Origin of the sequence: Novosphingobium panipatense, from assembly GCF_900182875.1 — a bacterium.
GTDB lineage: Bacteria > Pseudomonadota > Alphaproteobacteria > Sphingomonadales > Sphingomonadaceae > Novosphingobium > Novosphingobium panipatense.
This window is the reverse complement of sequence record NZ_FXUI01000001.1, coordinates 51,604-67,395: the sequence shown is the minus strand read 5'-3', so window position 1 is coordinate 67,395 and position 15,792 is coordinate 51,604. Positions and strand designations below refer to the sequence as shown.

General features: G+C 67.6%; 13 protein-coding genes and 1 riboswitch. Of the genes, 4 read left to right on the top strand and 9 right to left on the bottom strand.

The genetic code is table 11. The annotated features are described in order from the left end of the window. Positions 1-2 precede the first annotated feature (2 nt). A complete protein-coding gene (locus tag QOL62_RS00260) occupies positions 3-1,520 on the top strand; it encodes a Ppx/GppA phosphatase family protein (protein WP_283404773.1) in 1,518 nt (505 codons plus the stop codon). Positions 1,521-1,540: 20 nt separating this feature from the next. Here the strand turns inward: QOL62_RS00260 and QOL62_RS00255 are convergent, their stop codons facing one another. The 8 genes from QOL62_RS00255 to QOL62_RS00220 all read right to left on the bottom strand — a co-directional run bounded on the left by QOL62_RS00255 (position 1,541) and on the right by QOL62_RS00220 (position 9,449). Next, positions 1,541-2,572 carry an ATPase, T2SS/T4P/T4SS family gene (locus tag QOL62_RS00255; RefSeq protein WP_283404772.1) on the bottom strand — a complete coding sequence of 344 codons (1,032 nt, stop codon included), beginning with the start codon at positions 2,570-2,572 and terminating at the stop codon, positions 1,541-1,543. A gap of 6 nt (positions 2,573-2,578) precedes the next feature. Continuing rightward, positions 2,579-3,676: a TrbI/VirB10 family protein gene (locus QOL62_RS00250; RefSeq protein WP_283404771.1), complete on the bottom strand. Its 1,098-nt coding sequence runs from the start codon at positions 3,674-3,676 to the stop codon at positions 2,579-2,581. 3 nt (positions 3,677-3,679) lie between these two features. Beyond that, a complete protein-coding gene (locus tag QOL62_RS00245; protein ID WP_103728230.1) occupies positions 3,680-4,543 on the bottom strand; it encodes a TrbG/VirB9 family P-type conjugative transfer protein in 864 nt (287 codons plus the stop codon). Further along, entirely contained in the window at positions 4,540-5,769 is a 1,230-nt protein-coding gene (locus QOL62_RS00240; protein WP_283404770.1) for a TrbL/VirB6 family protein, read from the bottom strand. Before QOL62_RS00240 ends, QOL62_RS00245 begins: the two co-directional genes overlap by 4 nt. A gap of 4 nt (positions 5,770-5,773) precedes the next feature. Next, positions 5,774-8,206, bottom strand: coding sequence for a VirB4 family type IV secretion/conjugal transfer ATPase (locus QOL62_RS00235; protein ID WP_283404769.1), 2,433 nt, complete (start codon positions 8,204-8,206; stop codon positions 5,774-5,776). A 23-nt stretch (positions 8,207-8,229) separates the two neighbouring features. Continuing rightward, complete coding sequence (locus QOL62_RS00230) at positions 8,230-8,511, bottom strand: VirB3 family type IV secretion system protein (protein ID WP_103728228.1); 282 nt, start codon at positions 8,509-8,511, stop codon at positions 8,230-8,232. Between the two features lie 13 nt (positions 8,512-8,524). Next, entirely contained in the window at positions 8,525-8,866 is a 342-nt protein-coding gene (locus tag QOL62_RS00225) for a TrbC/VirB2 family protein (RefSeq protein WP_103728605.1), read from the bottom strand. A gap of 208 nt (positions 8,867-9,074) precedes the next feature. Further along, a complete protein-coding gene (locus QOL62_RS00220; RefSeq protein WP_283404768.1) occupies positions 9,075-9,449 on the bottom strand; it encodes a hypothetical protein in 375 nt (124 codons plus the stop codon). A gap of 308 nt (positions 9,450-9,757) precedes the next feature. Between QOL62_RS00220 and QOL62_RS00215 the strand changes: the two genes are divergently transcribed. From QOL62_RS00215 to QOL62_RS00205, 3 genes are all read left to right on the top strand, one after another. After that, entirely contained in the window at positions 9,758-11,359 is a 1,602-nt protein-coding gene (locus QOL62_RS00215; protein WP_283404767.1) for a hypothetical protein, read from the top strand. 87 nt (positions 11,360-11,446) lie between these two features. Continuing rightward, positions 11,447-14,152, top strand: a complete 2,706-nt coding sequence (locus QOL62_RS00210) for a TonB-dependent receptor domain-containing protein (RefSeq protein WP_283404766.1) — start codon at positions 11,447-11,449, stop codon at positions 14,150-14,152. A gap of 107 nt (positions 14,153-14,259) precedes the next feature. After that, a riboswitch (yybP-ykoY riboswitch) is annotated at positions 14,260-14,361 on the top strand. Between the two features lie 93 nt (positions 14,362-14,454). Then, positions 14,455-15,030 (top strand): TMEM165/GDT1 family protein, encoded by a 576-nt coding sequence (locus QOL62_RS00205; protein WP_283404765.1) that lies wholly within the window; start codon positions 14,455-14,457, stop codon positions 15,028-15,030. Positions 15,031-15,060: 30 nt separating this feature from the next. Here QOL62_RS00205 and QOL62_RS00200 read toward each other — a convergent pair whose 3' ends face one another. After that, positions 15,061-15,747 carry a pentapeptide repeat-containing protein gene (locus tag QOL62_RS00200; RefSeq protein ID WP_283404764.1) on the bottom strand — a complete coding sequence of 229 codons (687 nt, stop codon included), beginning with the start codon at positions 15,745-15,747 and terminating at the stop codon, positions 15,061-15,063. Positions 15,748-15,792: the final 45 nt, after the last annotated feature.

Genomic DNA, 15,792 nt, shown 5'->3' with positions numbered 1-15,792 from the left:
GAATGATCGGCATCAGCCAGTCCGGCGCCAGGCGCGCAATCATCGACATCGGCTCGAACACGGTGCGTCTCGTCGTTTACAACGGGACGCCGCGCGCACCCTCGGTCGTGCTCAACGAGAAGGTCAACGCGCGGCTGGGCAAGGATCTTGGCCGCAGCGGGGCGATCTCCGAAAAATCCATGCGGCTCGCGCTCGCCGCCCTGTCGCGGTACGCCACGCTGCTGCGCCTGCTAGAGGTCGAGGACGTGCAGTGCGTCGCGACGGCGGCGGCGCGCGACGCCTCGAACGGCCCGGAATTCCTCGAGGCGGTCAGGGGCTTCGGCCTTTCCCCACGCCTGCTTTCGGGGAATGAGGAAGCGCTGGCCAGTGCCACGGGCGTGATCGCGGCCTTTCCAGGGGCCAGCGGCGTTGCCGCGGACCTTGGCGGGGGCAGCCTGGAACTGGTCGAGATCGAAGCGGCTGCCGACGCCGGAACGCCGGCCACCATCGGCGGCGGCATCACGCTGCCGTTCGGAACGCTGCTTCTTCCCGATCTTCGCGCAGGCGGTGAGGCGAAGTTCGCCGCTGCCGTGCGCGGCGGTCTGGCCAAGCGCGGATGGGGCGTCGGCCCGCATGAAGGGGGACGTGGAAAGCCCCTCTACATCGTGGGCGGATCGTGGCGGGCCCTCGCCCTCCAGGCCATGCGCGTGCTCGAATGGCCGGTCGACGATCCTCACGGGTTCGAGCTTGCGCCGTCCGAAGCCATGCGGCTTGCCCGGCAGTTCGCGAAGGGCAGGATCGAAGACCCCGACCCGCGCATTTCAAGCTCCCGCCTCGCGACGCTTCCGGACGCCGCAGCGCTGATGGCGCAGATCGTCGGTCAGCTTCACCCCTCGCGGGTGGTCTTTTCCTCGTGGGGGCTGCGCGAAGGGCTGCTGCACATGCAGTTGCCCGCGAGCGTGCAGCAGGAAAGCCCGATGCTCGCCAGCGTCGCGGACTTCGCGCAGGGTGCCCGCGTCTGCGCCACCGACGCCATGCGGATCGCGGCGTGGACGGCACCGGTCTGCGTCCAGTCCGATGCCGATGCGGACCTGCGCAAGGCGGCCAGCCTGCTGGCGCTCGCCGCAATGCGGACGGAGCCGAACATGCGCACCGAGGAGGCGCTGGCCTGGGCCCTCCGCAAGCGCTGGATCGGCCTCGACATGCGCGGACGCGGGATGATGGCAATGACCGTGTTCGCCAACTCGGGCATGACGGAGGTGCCCGCGCAGTTCACCCGCCTCGCCAGCAAGACCGACCTGGAGCGGGCGATCGGCTGGGGCCTTGCCGTGCGTCTCTGCCGCCGCCTGACGGGCGGTGTGCCCGGCGGGCTCGATGCGACGTCACTCGCGGTCAGGGACGGCACCCTTGTCCTGACGCTGGAGGAGCGTGTGCGGCCGCTCTACGGGGCCAGCAACGGCAAGGACATCAAGGCGCTGGCGGAATGGCTCGGCCTCAGCTGGCGCGTCGAGACGGCGGGCGGAACCCTGATCGAGGCCTGACCCGTCCCCCGGCCCTGCGCTCAAAGCAGGGTCGCGCTTTCCGCTATCGCCGAGATGCCGCGCTTGCCGCCGCTGCGGTCAAGCTGCACGACAATGTCGATGACCGACGCCGCATATTCCAGCGTTTCGCTGCGGGTGAGCCCGATGCCCGTCTGCATGGCCATGAGCGCGATCTGTTCCAGCGCACCACGCGGGGTGTTCGCATGGACGGTGGAGAACGATCCTGGATGGCCCGTATTGATCGCCCGCAGAAAGCTGACGGTCTCCGTGCCGCGCAGCTCACCCAGAACGATGCGGTCGGGCCGAAGCCGCAGGGCCGCCTGAAGAAGATCATTGGCGGAGACCTTCGCCTCGCCCAGCTCACCCTTCACCGCGATGAGTCCGACACCGTTGGCACCGGGCAGCCGCAGTTCCGCGGTGTCCTCCACGAGCACCACCCGCTCGTGCGCCGGGATCTCGGACAGCATCGCGTTCAGGAACGTGGTCTTGCCGGTGGATGTGCCGCCCGAAATGAGGATCGTGCGCCGGCGGCGGATCGCCTCGCGCAGGAAGCCGACCGGCTGCACCCGCGGATCGGGCCCGGGCTCCTCGGCCACGGGGGCGATCGGGCCCCGATCATAGGCGTCGAGCGGCAGGTCCAGCAGACGGTGGCGGCGGATCGCCAGCGCCCAGTTGGCACGCGTCGCCGGGGGGCCGACCAGCTGGATGCGCGCGCCGGAGCGTCCCGCATCGGCCGGAAGTGTGGCGGAAAGCAGCGGATGCTCGCGGTTGATGCCCTGATGGCTGATCCGCGCCACCTGCTCTGCAAGCCGCTGCAGCAGGCGGTCGTCCATTTCCGGCAGCTCCACGCGCTGCATCCCGGGCAGCGCGGCGTCCTCCACCCACAGTTCGCCGGGGCGGTTGACGAGAATCTCGGTCACAGTTTCACGCTCCAGCCACGGACGCAGGGGCGCGAGATAGGCATCGAGATAGACGCTGCGCGGCGCGACCGGCGGCGCTTCGGCCATGACGGCGCTCGACGGCAGGGGCTGGAGAGGCAGAACGTCGGCCATAATGCTTCACTTCACTGTGCTGAAGTCTAGGTCCTTGGCGGTGAAGACGCGGATGGGTTCACCTTGCCGCACCCGGATCGTCGGTCCGATCTGCGCGCCGTTCTGGACGGCGGCCGAGGCGGCCGAGCCGCCCCCGCCGATCACCACGTTCGACCCGCTCGACGCGAGCGTGGTCAGTCCGCTCACCACCGACAGCAGCATGGCCGAGCCGAAGCGCTCGAAAAAATGGCTGTTGACCTTGCCCGGCAAGCCCGTCTCGCCGCCGAAGGCGATAGCGGGCGAGCCGAGGTTTACCGAAACGCCGTCCGGCCGGATCAGCCTGCTCCAGATGACGTAGGCGCGCTTCTGTCCGGCGGTGAGGCCGCTCTTGTACTGCCCGATCAGCCGGGACGAACGCGGCACCAGGACATGCCGTCCGTCGAAGCTGCGCACGTCCGTCGAGACCACGGCGCGCACGTAGCCGGGGACATCCGTGTCGATCGCGGTCTCCAGCACCGCCGGGATCAGGGTGCCCTGAGTGACCGTCGTCGCAGGATCGAAGGAGCGCGCGGCGGACGCGGTGGACCCGGTGCCACCGATCCGCGCCGCGAAGTCGTCGTTCGCGTTGCCACCCTTCACGGCTTCCCCGGCGGCGGGCGCGGGAACAGGAACTCCGCTCGCGCTGCCGACGTCGAAGACCACCGTGGGACTGGCATAGCGGCCAGTCGCCGGGGCTGCAGCTGCTCCGGCATTCGGAGCCGCCGCCAGGACAGGTGCCGGAGCGGGCGCGGGCAGAGGCGCGGGTGCGGCGGCTGGAGCCGGGACAACCGCCGGCGCGGCAGCAGCGATTGCGGGCTGCCCGCTGGCCGGTTGCGTCGAGTGCGCGCCGGGGTCGGGCGCCGCAGGGCCGTTGCGCGCCGAGTCCATCGACCACAGCGTGACGCCGCCCAGCGCCGCCACGATCAGCACGCCCGCCGCGAGGCCGAGGCCGTCGGATTTCTTGCGCTGCGACACCTGCGGCAGGACATTGCGGGTCGCAAGGTCGATGACCTGCGCGCCCTCCCCGTCACGGGGATCGGTCGCATCGTGAGTCAGAAGGTCGCGCGGAAGGGAGCTCAGCGCCATCGGTCAGTTTCCTTGTGCAGTGGGCACGGCCGCAGCCGGAGCGGCGGATGCATTGGCCAGAGCCGCCGAGGCGGGACGGGCAGTGGCGCGCACAGGCACCGGTCGCGAAGCCAAGGGTCGTGCGTTCACCAGCTGTGCCTTCGCTTTGCCGGAGCGCAGCACGATGAGGTCGGGCACGGCGTCGATGACGATGGTCGCGTCGCGCACGGCGTAGTTGACTGGCCCCTCGTCGCCCTTCTCGTTGGTGACGAGGATGGCGGGAACCGGCATCTTTTCGGGCCAGAGCAGGTACGTGGACGATCCGTCGTCATACACTTGCGCGGGCAACAGGCGGGCGCTGCCTTCCCGCTTCCAGTCGCGGTTAAGGTCCGCCGCATCGGACGGCAGTGCCATGGGATCGTTCGCCGCCAGGGCCTGCTCGGCCGGGTTCAGCGCGCCGGGAACCGTCGAAGGCCCTGCTTGGGGCTTCGGCTCGTCCCTGTAGGTGAAACGCAGCATGTAAAGCGGCTTCGCGCGGGGGCTGGCGACAAGGTCGAAGAAGTAGGTGTGGCGGTTCGTCACGACGGTCATGTTCGTGCGTGCGGCAACCTCCAGCGGCTTTACGAAAAGCAGGTCGGCGCGCTTGTTCGGTGTGATCTGCCAGGCCTGGGAATCGCCGACCGCGACGTTCTCTATCGCCTCGCCATCCCCGAAGGCGATCGTAGCCTGCACGCCCGCCTTGCCATCTATCCGCACGACTTCGTGGTCGTTGTACAAACGGGCGACGAGCCGGTCATCGGCGCTGGCGGGCTGGGGCAAAGCGCTCCCCAGAAGGCTTGCCGCAAGGCTCAACATGCAGGCGGCGCTGCGCAGTGTCGCGCGGTTCATCGTGTTCTCTCCTTCGCGGGCAGCCTGCCGCTTTCGTTCGCGGCGCTGCGGAAGCGCGATCCTATGCCTTTTGCCCGGTCCGCTGCTGGCCCCGGGCGAACGCTTTCGATGCTGCCGCCCATGACCTGAGTGACGACAGTCCTGCGGTCCCCTGGGCGGGACGGCGCGTCGGCAGTGTGCAAAGAGCCGGCTCCGGCCGCGGCGGCGGCGGACGATACCGCCGCACTGCGGCTCTGGTAGGCCGATGCGGAAGGCGTCGCGGCCGTCACCACGGCGGGGGCGGCAGCCTGACCCGCCGAGGCGCCGCTTTCGCGGTCGGGACCAGCAAGGCCGAACACCTGCCAGCCCGAAACCATGGTGGCGGCGACCTTGACGACCATGACCATCAGCGCGACATGCACCGATGCGACAAGGAACAGCGCCATCGCACCACGCCCGTCGATCGCGCCGGCGTTGACGCTCTGGACCAGGCCCGAAATGATCGGCACCAGCAGCTCGAGCGTGATCCCTCCGCCGAGCACGACGAACAGCGGCGTCACGGCGGTGAGCGCCACGCCGCGCAGCCAGCCGGCGGTCAGCCCGCGCGTACCGCCGAACAGCGCCATCACGACGAAGATCGGGCCAAGCGCAAGCAGCACCGCAAGCGCGATGCGGGCCGTCAGCAGGACGCCCACGGTGCCCAGCAGCAGCAGCAGCGCGCCCATCCACATGACGCTTTCCGGCGTGAACAGGCCGCCCGCGCCCTTGCTGGCGATGGCTGCGCCGGGGCTCTCCTGTGCCGCGCCGCCCTGTGCCGCCTCGGAGATTTCGTTGATGGCGGAAAAGACGATGTCGATGCGATCCCCGAAGAGCTGTGTCGCCGAACCCTTGGCGCCCATCAGGACGCCCGCGATCCAGTCCGGGCCGCCGACGGCGAGGTTCCAGACCACGCCCTGGTAGGCGATCCAGCTCGTCGCGAAGGTCAGGACGACGCCCAGGCGCATCATGCGGGGCGAGAGGGCGGAGATGCCGAGGCTTGAACGGCCGGTCAGCAGCGAGAACGCGAAGAAGGCAATGTAGAGCGTCAGCAGTATCGTCAGGACCGGCGCCATCGCGCCGCCCGCGCCGAACAGGCGGCCGAAGGCGCCAGCCGCCATTTCATTCGCCACGCAGTCGACCGCCCGCAGGGCCGGGGCAACCCCGGCGGAGGCGACTTCGGTCAGCTGGTCACAGGTGGAGGAGGCCATCGGACTACTCCGCCGCCTCGATCCAGACGCCCTCGTCAAGCTCCTCCTCACCCGGCCAGGGCATGCCGGTCAGGGCCGGATACCAGGCCTGCGGGGCGTCGCCATGCCGCTCGCGCAGGGCGTCGAGCCGGCGAACGGTGCTCTCGCGACCGGACAGGACGGTGAGGACCTCCGGCATTCCGGAAAGGTCCAGCCGCACCACCACCGAAGCGTCGGATTGCCGGATGAGGAAACAGCGCGAATGAGCGGGCAGCGTGCGGATGACGTCGAGTTCATGCTGCGAAAGGCCAAAGCCTTCGCAGTAATCCTCGGCCCGGGCGCGGGCGTTGGGCATGAAGATCATGGTCGCGGTCTGCTCTACCAGAGCGGTCGCGATCCGGCTGTCGAGCGCATCGCGCGCGGACTGGGTCGCAAAGCCCACCAGCGCGTTGCGCTTGCGCAGCGTCTTGAGCCAGTCGCGGATACGAGCCGCGAACACCTCGTCGTCGAGCGCTTTCCAGCCCTCGTCAATGAGGATCATCGTGGGCTCGCCGTCGAGGCGTTCCTCGATGCGATGAAACAGGTACATCATGACCGGCGTACGCAGGCGCGGGCTCTCGAGCAGTGCCGTCATGTCGAAGCCGAGCACGCGGCGGGTCAGGTCGAGCCGGTCATGCTGGTTGTCAAACAGCCAGCCATGCTCGCCGCCCTGCAGCCATGCATCGAGCCGGCTGGCCAGGTCGCCGGGCTCCGGACGGCGGGCGCCGGCCAGCAGCTCACGGAAGTGCGAAAGGCGTCGCAAGGCCGGATCGTTATGGTACGCGGCATCGACGGCGTTCGCGATCGTCGCCAGCTCCTCCGCGCCGCTTGCCGAAAGCAGGACACCCAGCCAGTCACGCAGGAACGCGCGGTTTGCGGCCGTGTCGGGAAGCGCCAGCGGGTTGAAACCGGTGGGATGCCCGGCCGCGATGCGGCTGTACGTGCCTCCGATCCCGCGCAGGAACACCTCGGCACCGCGGTCCTTGTCGAACAGGATGGTCCTCGGCGCGAACTTCTGCGCCTGAGCGGCCAGGAAGTTCATGACCACCGTCTTGCCGGAACCCGACGGGCCGATGACGGTGAAGTTGCCGAGATCGCCCTGGTGGAAGTTGAAGAAGAACGGGGTTGAACTGGTGGTGGCGAGCAGCGTCACCGCGTCGCCCCAATGGTTCCCGCTCGCCTGTCCCATCGCGAAGCCGTGGAGCGACCCGAAGCAGGCCATGTTGGCGCTGGAAATGAGCGAGCGCCGTACGACAAAGCTTTCGTTGCCGGGCATCTGGCCCCAGAAAGCGGGCTCCAGGTTCACGTCCTCGCGCACCGCGACGGCGCCTGCATCGGCCAGTGCGGCCGCGCACATCGCCGTCACCTCGTCCAAGCCGTCGAGCGAATCCGCCCGCACCAGTACCGAAAGGTGATGGTCGCCGAAGCTGACGGAGCCGGTGCCCAGAGAGTCGCGGGCCGAGGCCATCTCGCGCCGCTCGGCCACGGCCTCCTCGTCCGCGCTGCGCAGGCGGCGGATGGCAAGGTCGATCCGCTCGCGCGCGATCTGGCGATCCGACGGGGCATAGCTCTCGGTCAGCACGAGTTCGCAGGGGAGGCGCAGCAACCCGTCGGTAAGGCCGGGCGCGGTGGCGTCCGGATAGTCCTTGAGACTGACGATCGACCCAAAGGAGGCGCCGCGCGCGCCGCGCAGTTCCAGCGCATCCATCCCGAAGCTGGCGCGCCGGTAGGGAAGCATGTGGCCGATGTCCGTCTCGTCCGAAGGACGGCGCACCGGGCGCATCTCGCCGTTGTAAAGCGCCGAGAGCAGTTCCAGCACCTCCGAGCATCGGCCTGCTGCGGTGTGGTAGTCACCCAGCAGCCGCGCCCCATAGGCGCCAAGCGAGGCGGCCATCGCCGAGGCAGCCGCCCTCAGGGCCCGCACGTCGGCCGGATCGGCCTGCGCCGCTTCGCCGTTCCGGCCGCCGACGGCACGGCGGAGCCTCTCCGCCCAGCCCGCCTTGCCCCGCGCCGGACGACGCACGAGCGTGACGAACTGGTCGTTGACGAACAGCGCCCCCGAACCGGTGCGCTCCCGCCAGCGCGCGTCGATATGCGCCGCCACGGGATCCTCGAAGGGCGCATCCATCTCGATCTCGACGCGCCGCCGAATCACGTGATGGTAAAGCACGAAGCGGGCGTCGAGCGTGGAGCGCAGCAAAACTTCCCGCGTGGCGACATGCGCGTTCAGTTCATCGCTGTCGGCGGTCTCGAATGCCAGGCCGGGAACTGCCAGCGCCAGCATGACAGACCCGTCGCGCAGGCGCACCACGTTCTCGTCGACGAGACCTGCGTACGGCAGGCGGTCGCCCGAGAAAACTTCCTTCCCCCGGAAACGGGCCATCCTGCCTTTGAGAGGCGATTTGGAGCTCTTGGCCATCACGGTCATCCCCCGCGCAGAAGTTAGGGTGCGTAGCTGTTGCAGCCCCAGCGCTGCCAGTTGGCGACGCGCGGGCATTTGCTGACTTTGGCGATCCACAGGTCGAACACCCGCGGTTCCCGCAGGCACGCCAGATATCCGGTCCCATGGATCGCCAACGCCACGGGAAGCGCCCAGAAGCTTTTGCTGATGAGGAACACCTCCGTCGTCACCGCTGCGTTGATGATGAAGAAGCTGTAGGTAACACCCGCGAACATCTGCGGGCGGGTCAGCGCGCGATGAACGGGATAACGGGCGAGCGCCATGGGACCCCTCCCGTCAGCCCATCGCCGCCGACTGGATGCCGGTTACGATGGCGCCCGCGCCGAAGAGGATGAACACGCCGATGATGACCGTTGCGCCAAAGCGCCAGTTCATCCGTCCGGTGAGCATCATGAAGCCCACTGCGGCAACTGCCATGACCGCCACGGCGGTCGCCACGTTGCCCAGCAAGGTGCCCTGCAACCAGCCGAGCGCGGCGACGATCGGGCCCGATCCGGCCGGATCGGTGGCGACGGCCTGCGCCATGGCGAGCGATGGGAACAGCGTCGCCATGGCGGCCGCGGCGGCGGGGAGAAAACCGCCGGTGAAGCGGTTGCGAAGATGTGCGTATCGAATCACTGTGCCCTCCGTACGAGGGCCGAAGTGTACGAACTGGATGACACGTATATGACGATGCGGCGGCAGGATCGTCATGGATCGCTCACCGCCACGGCCATACCGCAACTAGGACGCCACTATGCCGGCGGTCTGTTTTCTTCCGGAAGACCGGGCGCGCGCAAGGGCTGCGGAGAGTGGACGCCTTGCGCGCGATCCGAAGGCGACCCGGTCAGCGCACCGCCACGGCCGTCGCTGCGAGCATTCCCTTGAGCGCTTGCCGCGCGGCAACGCGCGAGTCGGCCCAGGAACCATCCGCCAGCTGAAGATCGTAGCGTTCGGGACTGGCGACGGCGGCGCGGTACGCCAGCACGGCCTTGCCCGTCATCCCGGCCTGCGCGTAGGCGGCACCAAGGTTGATGAGCGTTGCGGGGTCTTTCGATACCGCCGCGCCGGCAGCTTCGAGCTTGCGCACGGCCGCCTGCGGCTGCCCGGCGGCGAGTTCGGCGTAAGCGACGTCCGGCGCTTCGGCTGCGGGCTGGTCGACGGCGAGCGAGAAGGCTGCCTGTCCGAGAAGGACGGATGCGGTGAGTGCGGACAGAGACATGGCGGATCTCCCATTGAAATCATTCGTGATGGGATCATCCTCCGCCCCAAAACGCCGTTCATCAACAAAATGACGCGACTGTCATAAAACTGCAATCTGCATGCGCCTGCAGAGCTTCTCCCGCGAGTCGCGCGATCGTAGCGCTCCACCGTCCGCCGGCTGTCATGCCGCCGTCGTATAACTGCAGATTTCTGTCATCGTAATGCCAACAAAGCGTCACCCCGCCCGCCTAGACGGCCCGGACAACGAGAGCGGAATCGTCGCTCCGTTCGATCTGCATCGTTCGACCTGAACACGGGGGATCCATCGTGAAAAAGTTTTCTGGACTGCTGCTCATGGGCTGCAGCGCTCTTGCTCTCGCCGGCTGCGGCGCTGACGACATAAGCTCGCCCGGCAACGGGGGCGTGATCATCAACCCGACCCCCACGCCCTCGCCGACCCCCACGCCTGGCACCGGCACGGTCGTGGCGGCTGACAGCTGCCCCACGTTCGCCGCAACCGGCGGTCTCACGAACGACGGCACCATCAGCGGTCCGGAAGGCACCTGGCGCGTCTGCACCCTGCCCGCGCTGATCGACAAGAACGCGAGCCTGCCCAAGGTGGCGGGCGTCGTATACCGCATCAACGGCCGCGTCGACGTGGGCTGCGACGGCGGCTTCTCGGCTCCGACCGCGGCGGCCCCCTTCACCACCACGACGGCGACCTGCGGCAACCGCTCGCTCACGGCCGACACGAACGCCACCCTCACGATCGATCCGGGCGTGATCCTCTTCGGCGAGAACACGGCGGAAGCCGGCTGGCTCGTCGTCAACCGCGGCAACAAGATCGACGCGCAGGGCACCGCCACCAGTCCGATCATCTTCACCAGCCGCGCCAACGTGACCGGCACCGCGAACGAATCGTCGATGGGCCAGTGGGGCGGCATCGTGCTGCTCGGCCGCGGCATCGTGACGGACTGCAACTACGGCTCGACAACGGCGAACACCTGCGAGCGCGATACGGAGGGCGCCGTCAACAAGGCCGTCTTCGGCGGCCGTGACAACGCCTACAATGCGGGCATCATGAAGTATGTCCAGATCCGCTATTCGGGCTACCTCCTCAGCGAGGGCAAGGAGCTCCAGGCGCTGACCACCGGCGGCACGGGTTCGGGCACCACGCTCGAATACATCCAGACGGTCAACAGCTCCGACGACGGTGCCGAATTCTTCGGCGGCAAGGTGCAGATGAAGCACTACGTCGCGGTCAACGCAGACGATGACAGCCTCGACATCGACACTGGCCTTGAAGGTTACTTTCAGTACGTCCTGCTGCTTCAGCGCAGCGGTGGCGGCGACGCGCTGATGGAGATCGACTCCAACGGTAACGAGGAGAACCAGCCGCGCCAGAAGACCGTCGTCGCCAACTTCACCGCCGTCCAGCCGGCATCCAGCTCGAACAACGAAGCCAACGACCTGGCATCGGTGCTGATCCGCGGCAACTCGGACATCACCTGGGTCAACGGTGTGCTCGCGACGCCGAACAACGAGTGCCTGCGCGTCCACGGCACCGGCACGACCCCGGCGACGCTCAAGGCCTACTCGACGGTCCTGAGCTGCAACGCGGCCAAGTACCAGAGCACCGGCAGCTATGCCACGGGTTCGGTCAACGCGGCCTCGCTGTTCGCCACCGGCACCAACAGCAACAACGACGCCTTGACGTCGACGCTGACGAACAGCTTTGTCAACGGCGCCAACGAGAGCGGCGTTGCCGGCTATGCCAATATCAAGACGCTGTCGTCCTACTTCGACGCCGTGACGTACATCGGCGCCGTGAAGGATGCGTCGGACACCTGGTATCGCGGCTGGACCTGCGACACCACCACCGCGCCGTTCGGTTCGGGCAAGTCGTGCACCACGCTGCCGACCACCTGATCCCGCCCGCTGCATGACGAAGGAGGGGCGGTCCCGCGAAGGCCGCCCCTTTCTTCGGCACCCGATACTTGTTCCAGGGGACATCCAATGACCAAGCCGCGGCTGATCTCGCTGCTGCTGCTCTCCACCGCGATGCTGGCGCCTTGCGTCGCCGCCGCACAGGACAGCGCGCCCACCACTACGGGCAACGCCAGCCCGGAAGCGCCCGCGATCGGCGATGAGAACGCCACCGGCACGCAGGAAGCACCCGACGTGTCGATCCCGGGCGGTGCCATCATCGTCACCGGCCAGCGCAACCGCAATATCGAGCGCACGGCGCCGCAGGTCGTCTCCGTCCTGTCGAGCGAACAGATCGCCCGCACCGGGGAGGGCGATATCGCCGGCGCGCTTGGCCGCGTCACGGGCCTTTCCGTGGTCGGCAACGGTTACGTCTACGTGCGCGGCCTCGGCGATCGCTACTCCCTCGCCCTGCTCAATGGCTCGCCGCTCCCCAGCCCCGAGCCGCTCAAGCGCGTGGTTCCGCTCGACCTGTTCCCGACCAGCATCGTCGCCTCCTCGCTCGTCCAGAAGAGCTACTCGGTGAACTTCCCGGGCGAATTCGGCGGCGGCGTCATCAATCTCACGACCAAGGCGATCCCGGCGGAAAGCTTCCTGCAGATCGGCGGCGGCATCACCTGGGACACCGAGACGACGAACAAGCTCTCCTACAGCTACTACGGCAGCAAGACGGACTGGACGGGTTGGGACAACGGCAACCGCTCCATCCCCGGCGCCTTGCAGGACTATTTCGACAGCGGCACCGTCATCAACCCGACCAGCCAGCAGGCCCAGCAACTCGGCGGCCTTCTGGTGAACGGGCGCAACGCCGTCGTCCAACGGATCGACGACACGCAGCCGAATTTCTCGGCCAGCCTGTCGGCAGGCACATCGTTCGACCTGGGTGAAGCGACGCTCGGCGTGATCGCGACGGGTGGCTACTCCAACTCCACTCAGACGAAGGCGATCCTGCGGCAGCGCGCGCAAGGCGTGACCGCCGATCCCGACCAGCTGTGGGAAGACGCCAACGCCGTCAACACGGACAACCGCGTCGTTGCCAACGCGCTCGTCGGCGTGGGTCTGGAATGGGGCGAGCACCAGATCCGCTGGACGAACGTCTACATCCACGACACCGACAAGCACACGAGCCTCAGCCTCGGCAAGCGGGCGAACAACCGTCAGGCCGACTACATGGACCAGACGACCGCGTGGTATGAGCGCCAGCTCATCGACACGCAGATCGTCGGCGAATTCAAGCTCGACGACAGAACCTCCGTCGACGTTCGAGCCGGCTACGCGAACTCGAAGCGGCTTGCGCCTTTCGAGATCGAGGCGCAGTACCTGCGCACCAACTCGGCGGCGGACCCGCTTGGCGATCTTTTCGTCAACCGCCTGGGCAACGGCAACCAGGACCCGACCACCGTCACCTTCTCGCGCCTGAACGAGAACGTCTGGTCGGCCGGTGTGGACGTGTCGCACCGTTTCTTCGAGGGCTGGACCGGTACGGTGGGCTACGCCTACCAGATCAACTCGCGCACGAATTCACGCCGCTCCTTCGCAATCTTTGCCAACGGCGATCCGGCTCTGATCTCCGGCTTCGGCACCCTGCGGATCGATGCGCTCCTCCAGCCGGACATGTGGACGCTGTCGAACAACGGCGTGAACTACGGCCTCGAACTGCGCGAGCCGGGCGCGAACACCGCGAACTTCGATTCGCGGCTGCTCAACCACGCGTACTACGGCAAGGTCGATGGCCAGATCACCGACAGCCTGTCCTTCGACGCGGGCGTGCGCTGGGAATACGCCAAGGAATCGACGATCCTGCGGCCGATCGGCGCGCCCGCGACGCAGCCGACGGACCTCAAGAACGAGTACTTCCTGCCCGGCGCCACGCTCACCTGGGAACTGCAGCCGGGCATGCAGGCGCGCCTCAACGCCTCCAAGACCATCGCGCGGCCGCAGTTCCGCGAACTGCTGTACCAACCCTACTTCGATCCGGACACCAACCGCTCCTACCAGGGCAACCCGTTCCTGACCGACAGCAAGCTCACCAACGTGGAAGGCCGGCTGGAATGGTATTTCGCGCCGGAACAGCGGTTCGCGGTCGGCGCGTTCTGGAAGAAGATCGACAAGCCGATCGAATCCTACCTGACCGGCAGCGAAGCCTTCATCACCTCCTACGCCAACGCCCCGGAGGCCACCCTCTACGGTGCCGAGGCGGAAGTGCAGAAGTACCTGTACCTGGACAGCATGGGCGGATCGTTCTTCGAGAACCGTCGTCTGGTCCTCATCGGCAACTACACCTTTACCAAGTCCAAGCTGAAGGTTGGCGCCGATGATACCGTGCGGGTCTATGGCGCGGGTACCGGCACATCGCTGGCGAGCGACTACTTCCGCGACGGCGCACCGCTGACCGGCCAGTCGGAGCACATCGCCAATGTCCAGATCGGCATGGAGGACACGCAGAACCTGTCGCAGCAGACGATCCTCCTGAACTACGCCAGCAAGCGCGCCGTGAGCCGCGGCCTCGCCAACACGGGACAGCCGGACATCTTCGAGTACCCCGGCCTCACCATCGACGTGGTGATCCGCCAGGGCATCATGATCGGCGACAAGCAGATCGAGCTGAAGGCCGAAGGGCGCAATCTTACCGGCCGGGGTCACTACGAATACCAGAAGTTCGCGGACGGCAAGGTGCACTACAACACTTACGACGTAGGGCGCATGTTCTCGCTTTCCGCCGCGATCACCTTCTGATCCTTCTCGCATCGGGGGCTCCTGCTCTCCCGACGACAAACTGTGGGCCCGGCATCGCGCCGGGCCTTTTTTTGTGCTTCCCAACTGCGGCGGCCCGGCGTAAGCGCGCTCCTGTCATCTGGGGAGTAGCCGCCCGCATCCGTGCGGGACCTGCCGTCAACATGCTTGGCCGAGAGGCCATGGCGCGCAGGAGGACGGGATCGCCGTCCGGGCAAGACCAATGACGCATCGCGGCGCCGCTCGGCCGGGCGGGTTCCGTGTGCGTCGTTGCGTTGTGTCCGCCCGGCCCCGGAGTATCTGACTTGGAATCCCTGCTCACCTCCACAGCGGTCGTCGCGCTGGCCGAGATCGGCGACAAGACACAGCTTCTTGCCATCGTCCTCGCCACGCGGTTCAAGCGGCCCTGGCCGATTGTCGCGGGCATCTTCGCGGCAACCCTGGCAAACCACTTCCTGGCCGCGCTGGTGGGTGAGCAGGCCGCGTTCCTTCTCGACGGCGCGTGGTTCCGCTACCTCGTGGCAGCCAGCTTCATCGTCATGGCGGGCTGGACCCTGATCCCGGACACGTTTGACGAGGACGAGGCGCCCAGGCCCAGCCGCTTCGGCCCGTTCCTGGCGACGACGGTTGCCTTCTTCCTCGTGGAAATGGGCGACAAGACTCAGATCGCGACGGTGGCGCTGGGTGCCCGTTTCGAAAGCGTGGTGCCGGTCATGCTGGGGACGACCATCGGCATGATGATCGCCAATGTCCCGGCGGTGTTCCTCGGGAACGAAATCATCAGGCGCGTGCCGCTCAACGTGGTGCGCACGGTCGCCGCGCTGCTGTTCCTCGCGATCGGCCTCTGGCTGCTGGCCCGGACCGCCGGCTGGCTGGACTGACCGGCGCGGCCGCCCGGTCCGCAGGCCTGCTCAACGCACCTTGAGGCCCAGCTCGCCCAGCAACTGCCCCGCCTGCTCGCGCGAGATCGTCGCCCCTCGAAACCGCGAGGCGTCCTCGAGCCGCAAGCCGCCGAGGTCGGCCCCGCGCAAATCGGCGCCGTCGAAGCGGGCGGATTCCAGAAGCGCATCGCGAAGGCTGCAGTCGCTGAAGGTGGCGTGGCGAAAGTCGCACTTGCGCAGGTCGGCCTGCGAGAAGTCCAGGCGCAAAAGCTTCGCCTTGCGGAAGTCGTGCCCCGGCATCCGTGCGTTCACCAGAAGCGTCTCCTCCAGCCGGAGGTTGAAGGCCTTCGCCTCCGACAGGTCGGCTCCAGTGAGCTTGCATCCCGTGAACTGCGCGGATTCGAGAGTGGTGTGCCGGAAGGCGGCGTTGTTGAAATCGCTGCTGGCGAAGGAGGCATCCGACAGGTCTCCGCCGACGAAGGAGGCGAAGGCGCCCCGGCACGAGCGCCACCGGGTGCCCTCAAGCCGGGCGCCGCCCAAGTCGGCCTGGCGCAGGTCGCACTTTTCGAAGGTCCAGCCCGCCAGATCGAGACCGGCGAGATCCGCTTGCGCCAGATCGCACTCGATGAGCGTGCAGGGTGTTCCCGCCAAGACCGCGAGATCGCCGCGGGTGAGCGATCTTTGCGTCAGAACGCGCTCGGCGAAAAGGTCATCCATCGCCCACGCATAGCACCCGGGCGGCGGCAGGCGAGCCCTTCCGCC

Excerpts from the sequence above, each read along its gene's own strand:
- QOL62_RS00260 (WP_283404773.1), top strand. The coding sequence starts at position 3 with ATGATCGGCATCAGCCAGTCCGGCGCCAGGCGCGCAATCATCGACATC.
- QOL62_RS00255 (WP_283404772.1), bottom strand. The coding sequence starts at position 2,572 with ATGGCCGACGTTCTGCCTCTCCAGCCCCTGCCGTCGAGCGCCGTCATG.
- QOL62_RS00250 (WP_283404771.1), bottom strand. The coding sequence starts at position 3,676 with ATGGCGCTGAGCTCCCTTCCGCGCGACCTTCTGACTCACGATGCGACC.
- QOL62_RS00245 (WP_103728230.1), bottom strand. The coding sequence starts at position 4,543 with ATGAACCGCGCGACACTGCGCAGCGCCGCCTGCATGTTGAGCCTTGCG.
- QOL62_RS00240 (WP_283404770.1), bottom strand. The coding sequence starts at position 5,769 with ATGGCCTCCTCCACCTGTGACCAGCTGACCGAAGTCGCCTCCGCCGGG.
- QOL62_RS00235 (WP_283404769.1), bottom strand. The coding sequence starts at position 8,206 with ATGGCCAAGAGCTCCAAATCGCCTCTCAAAGGCAGGATGGCCCGTTTC.
- QOL62_RS00230 (WP_103728228.1), bottom strand. The coding sequence starts at position 8,511 with ATGGCGCTCGCCCGTTATCCCGTTCATCGCGCGCTGACCCGCCCGCAG.
- QOL62_RS00220 (WP_283404768.1), bottom strand. The coding sequence starts at position 9,449 with ATGTCTCTGTCCGCACTCACCGCATCCGTCCTTCTCGGACAGGCAGCC.
- QOL62_RS00210 (WP_283404766.1), top strand. The coding sequence starts at position 11,447 with ATGACCAAGCCGCGGCTGATCTCGCTGCTGCTGCTCTCCACCGCGATG.
- QOL62_RS00200 (WP_283404764.1), bottom strand. The coding sequence starts at position 15,747 with ATGGATGACCTTTTCGCCGAGCGCGTTCTGACGCAAAGATCGCTCACC.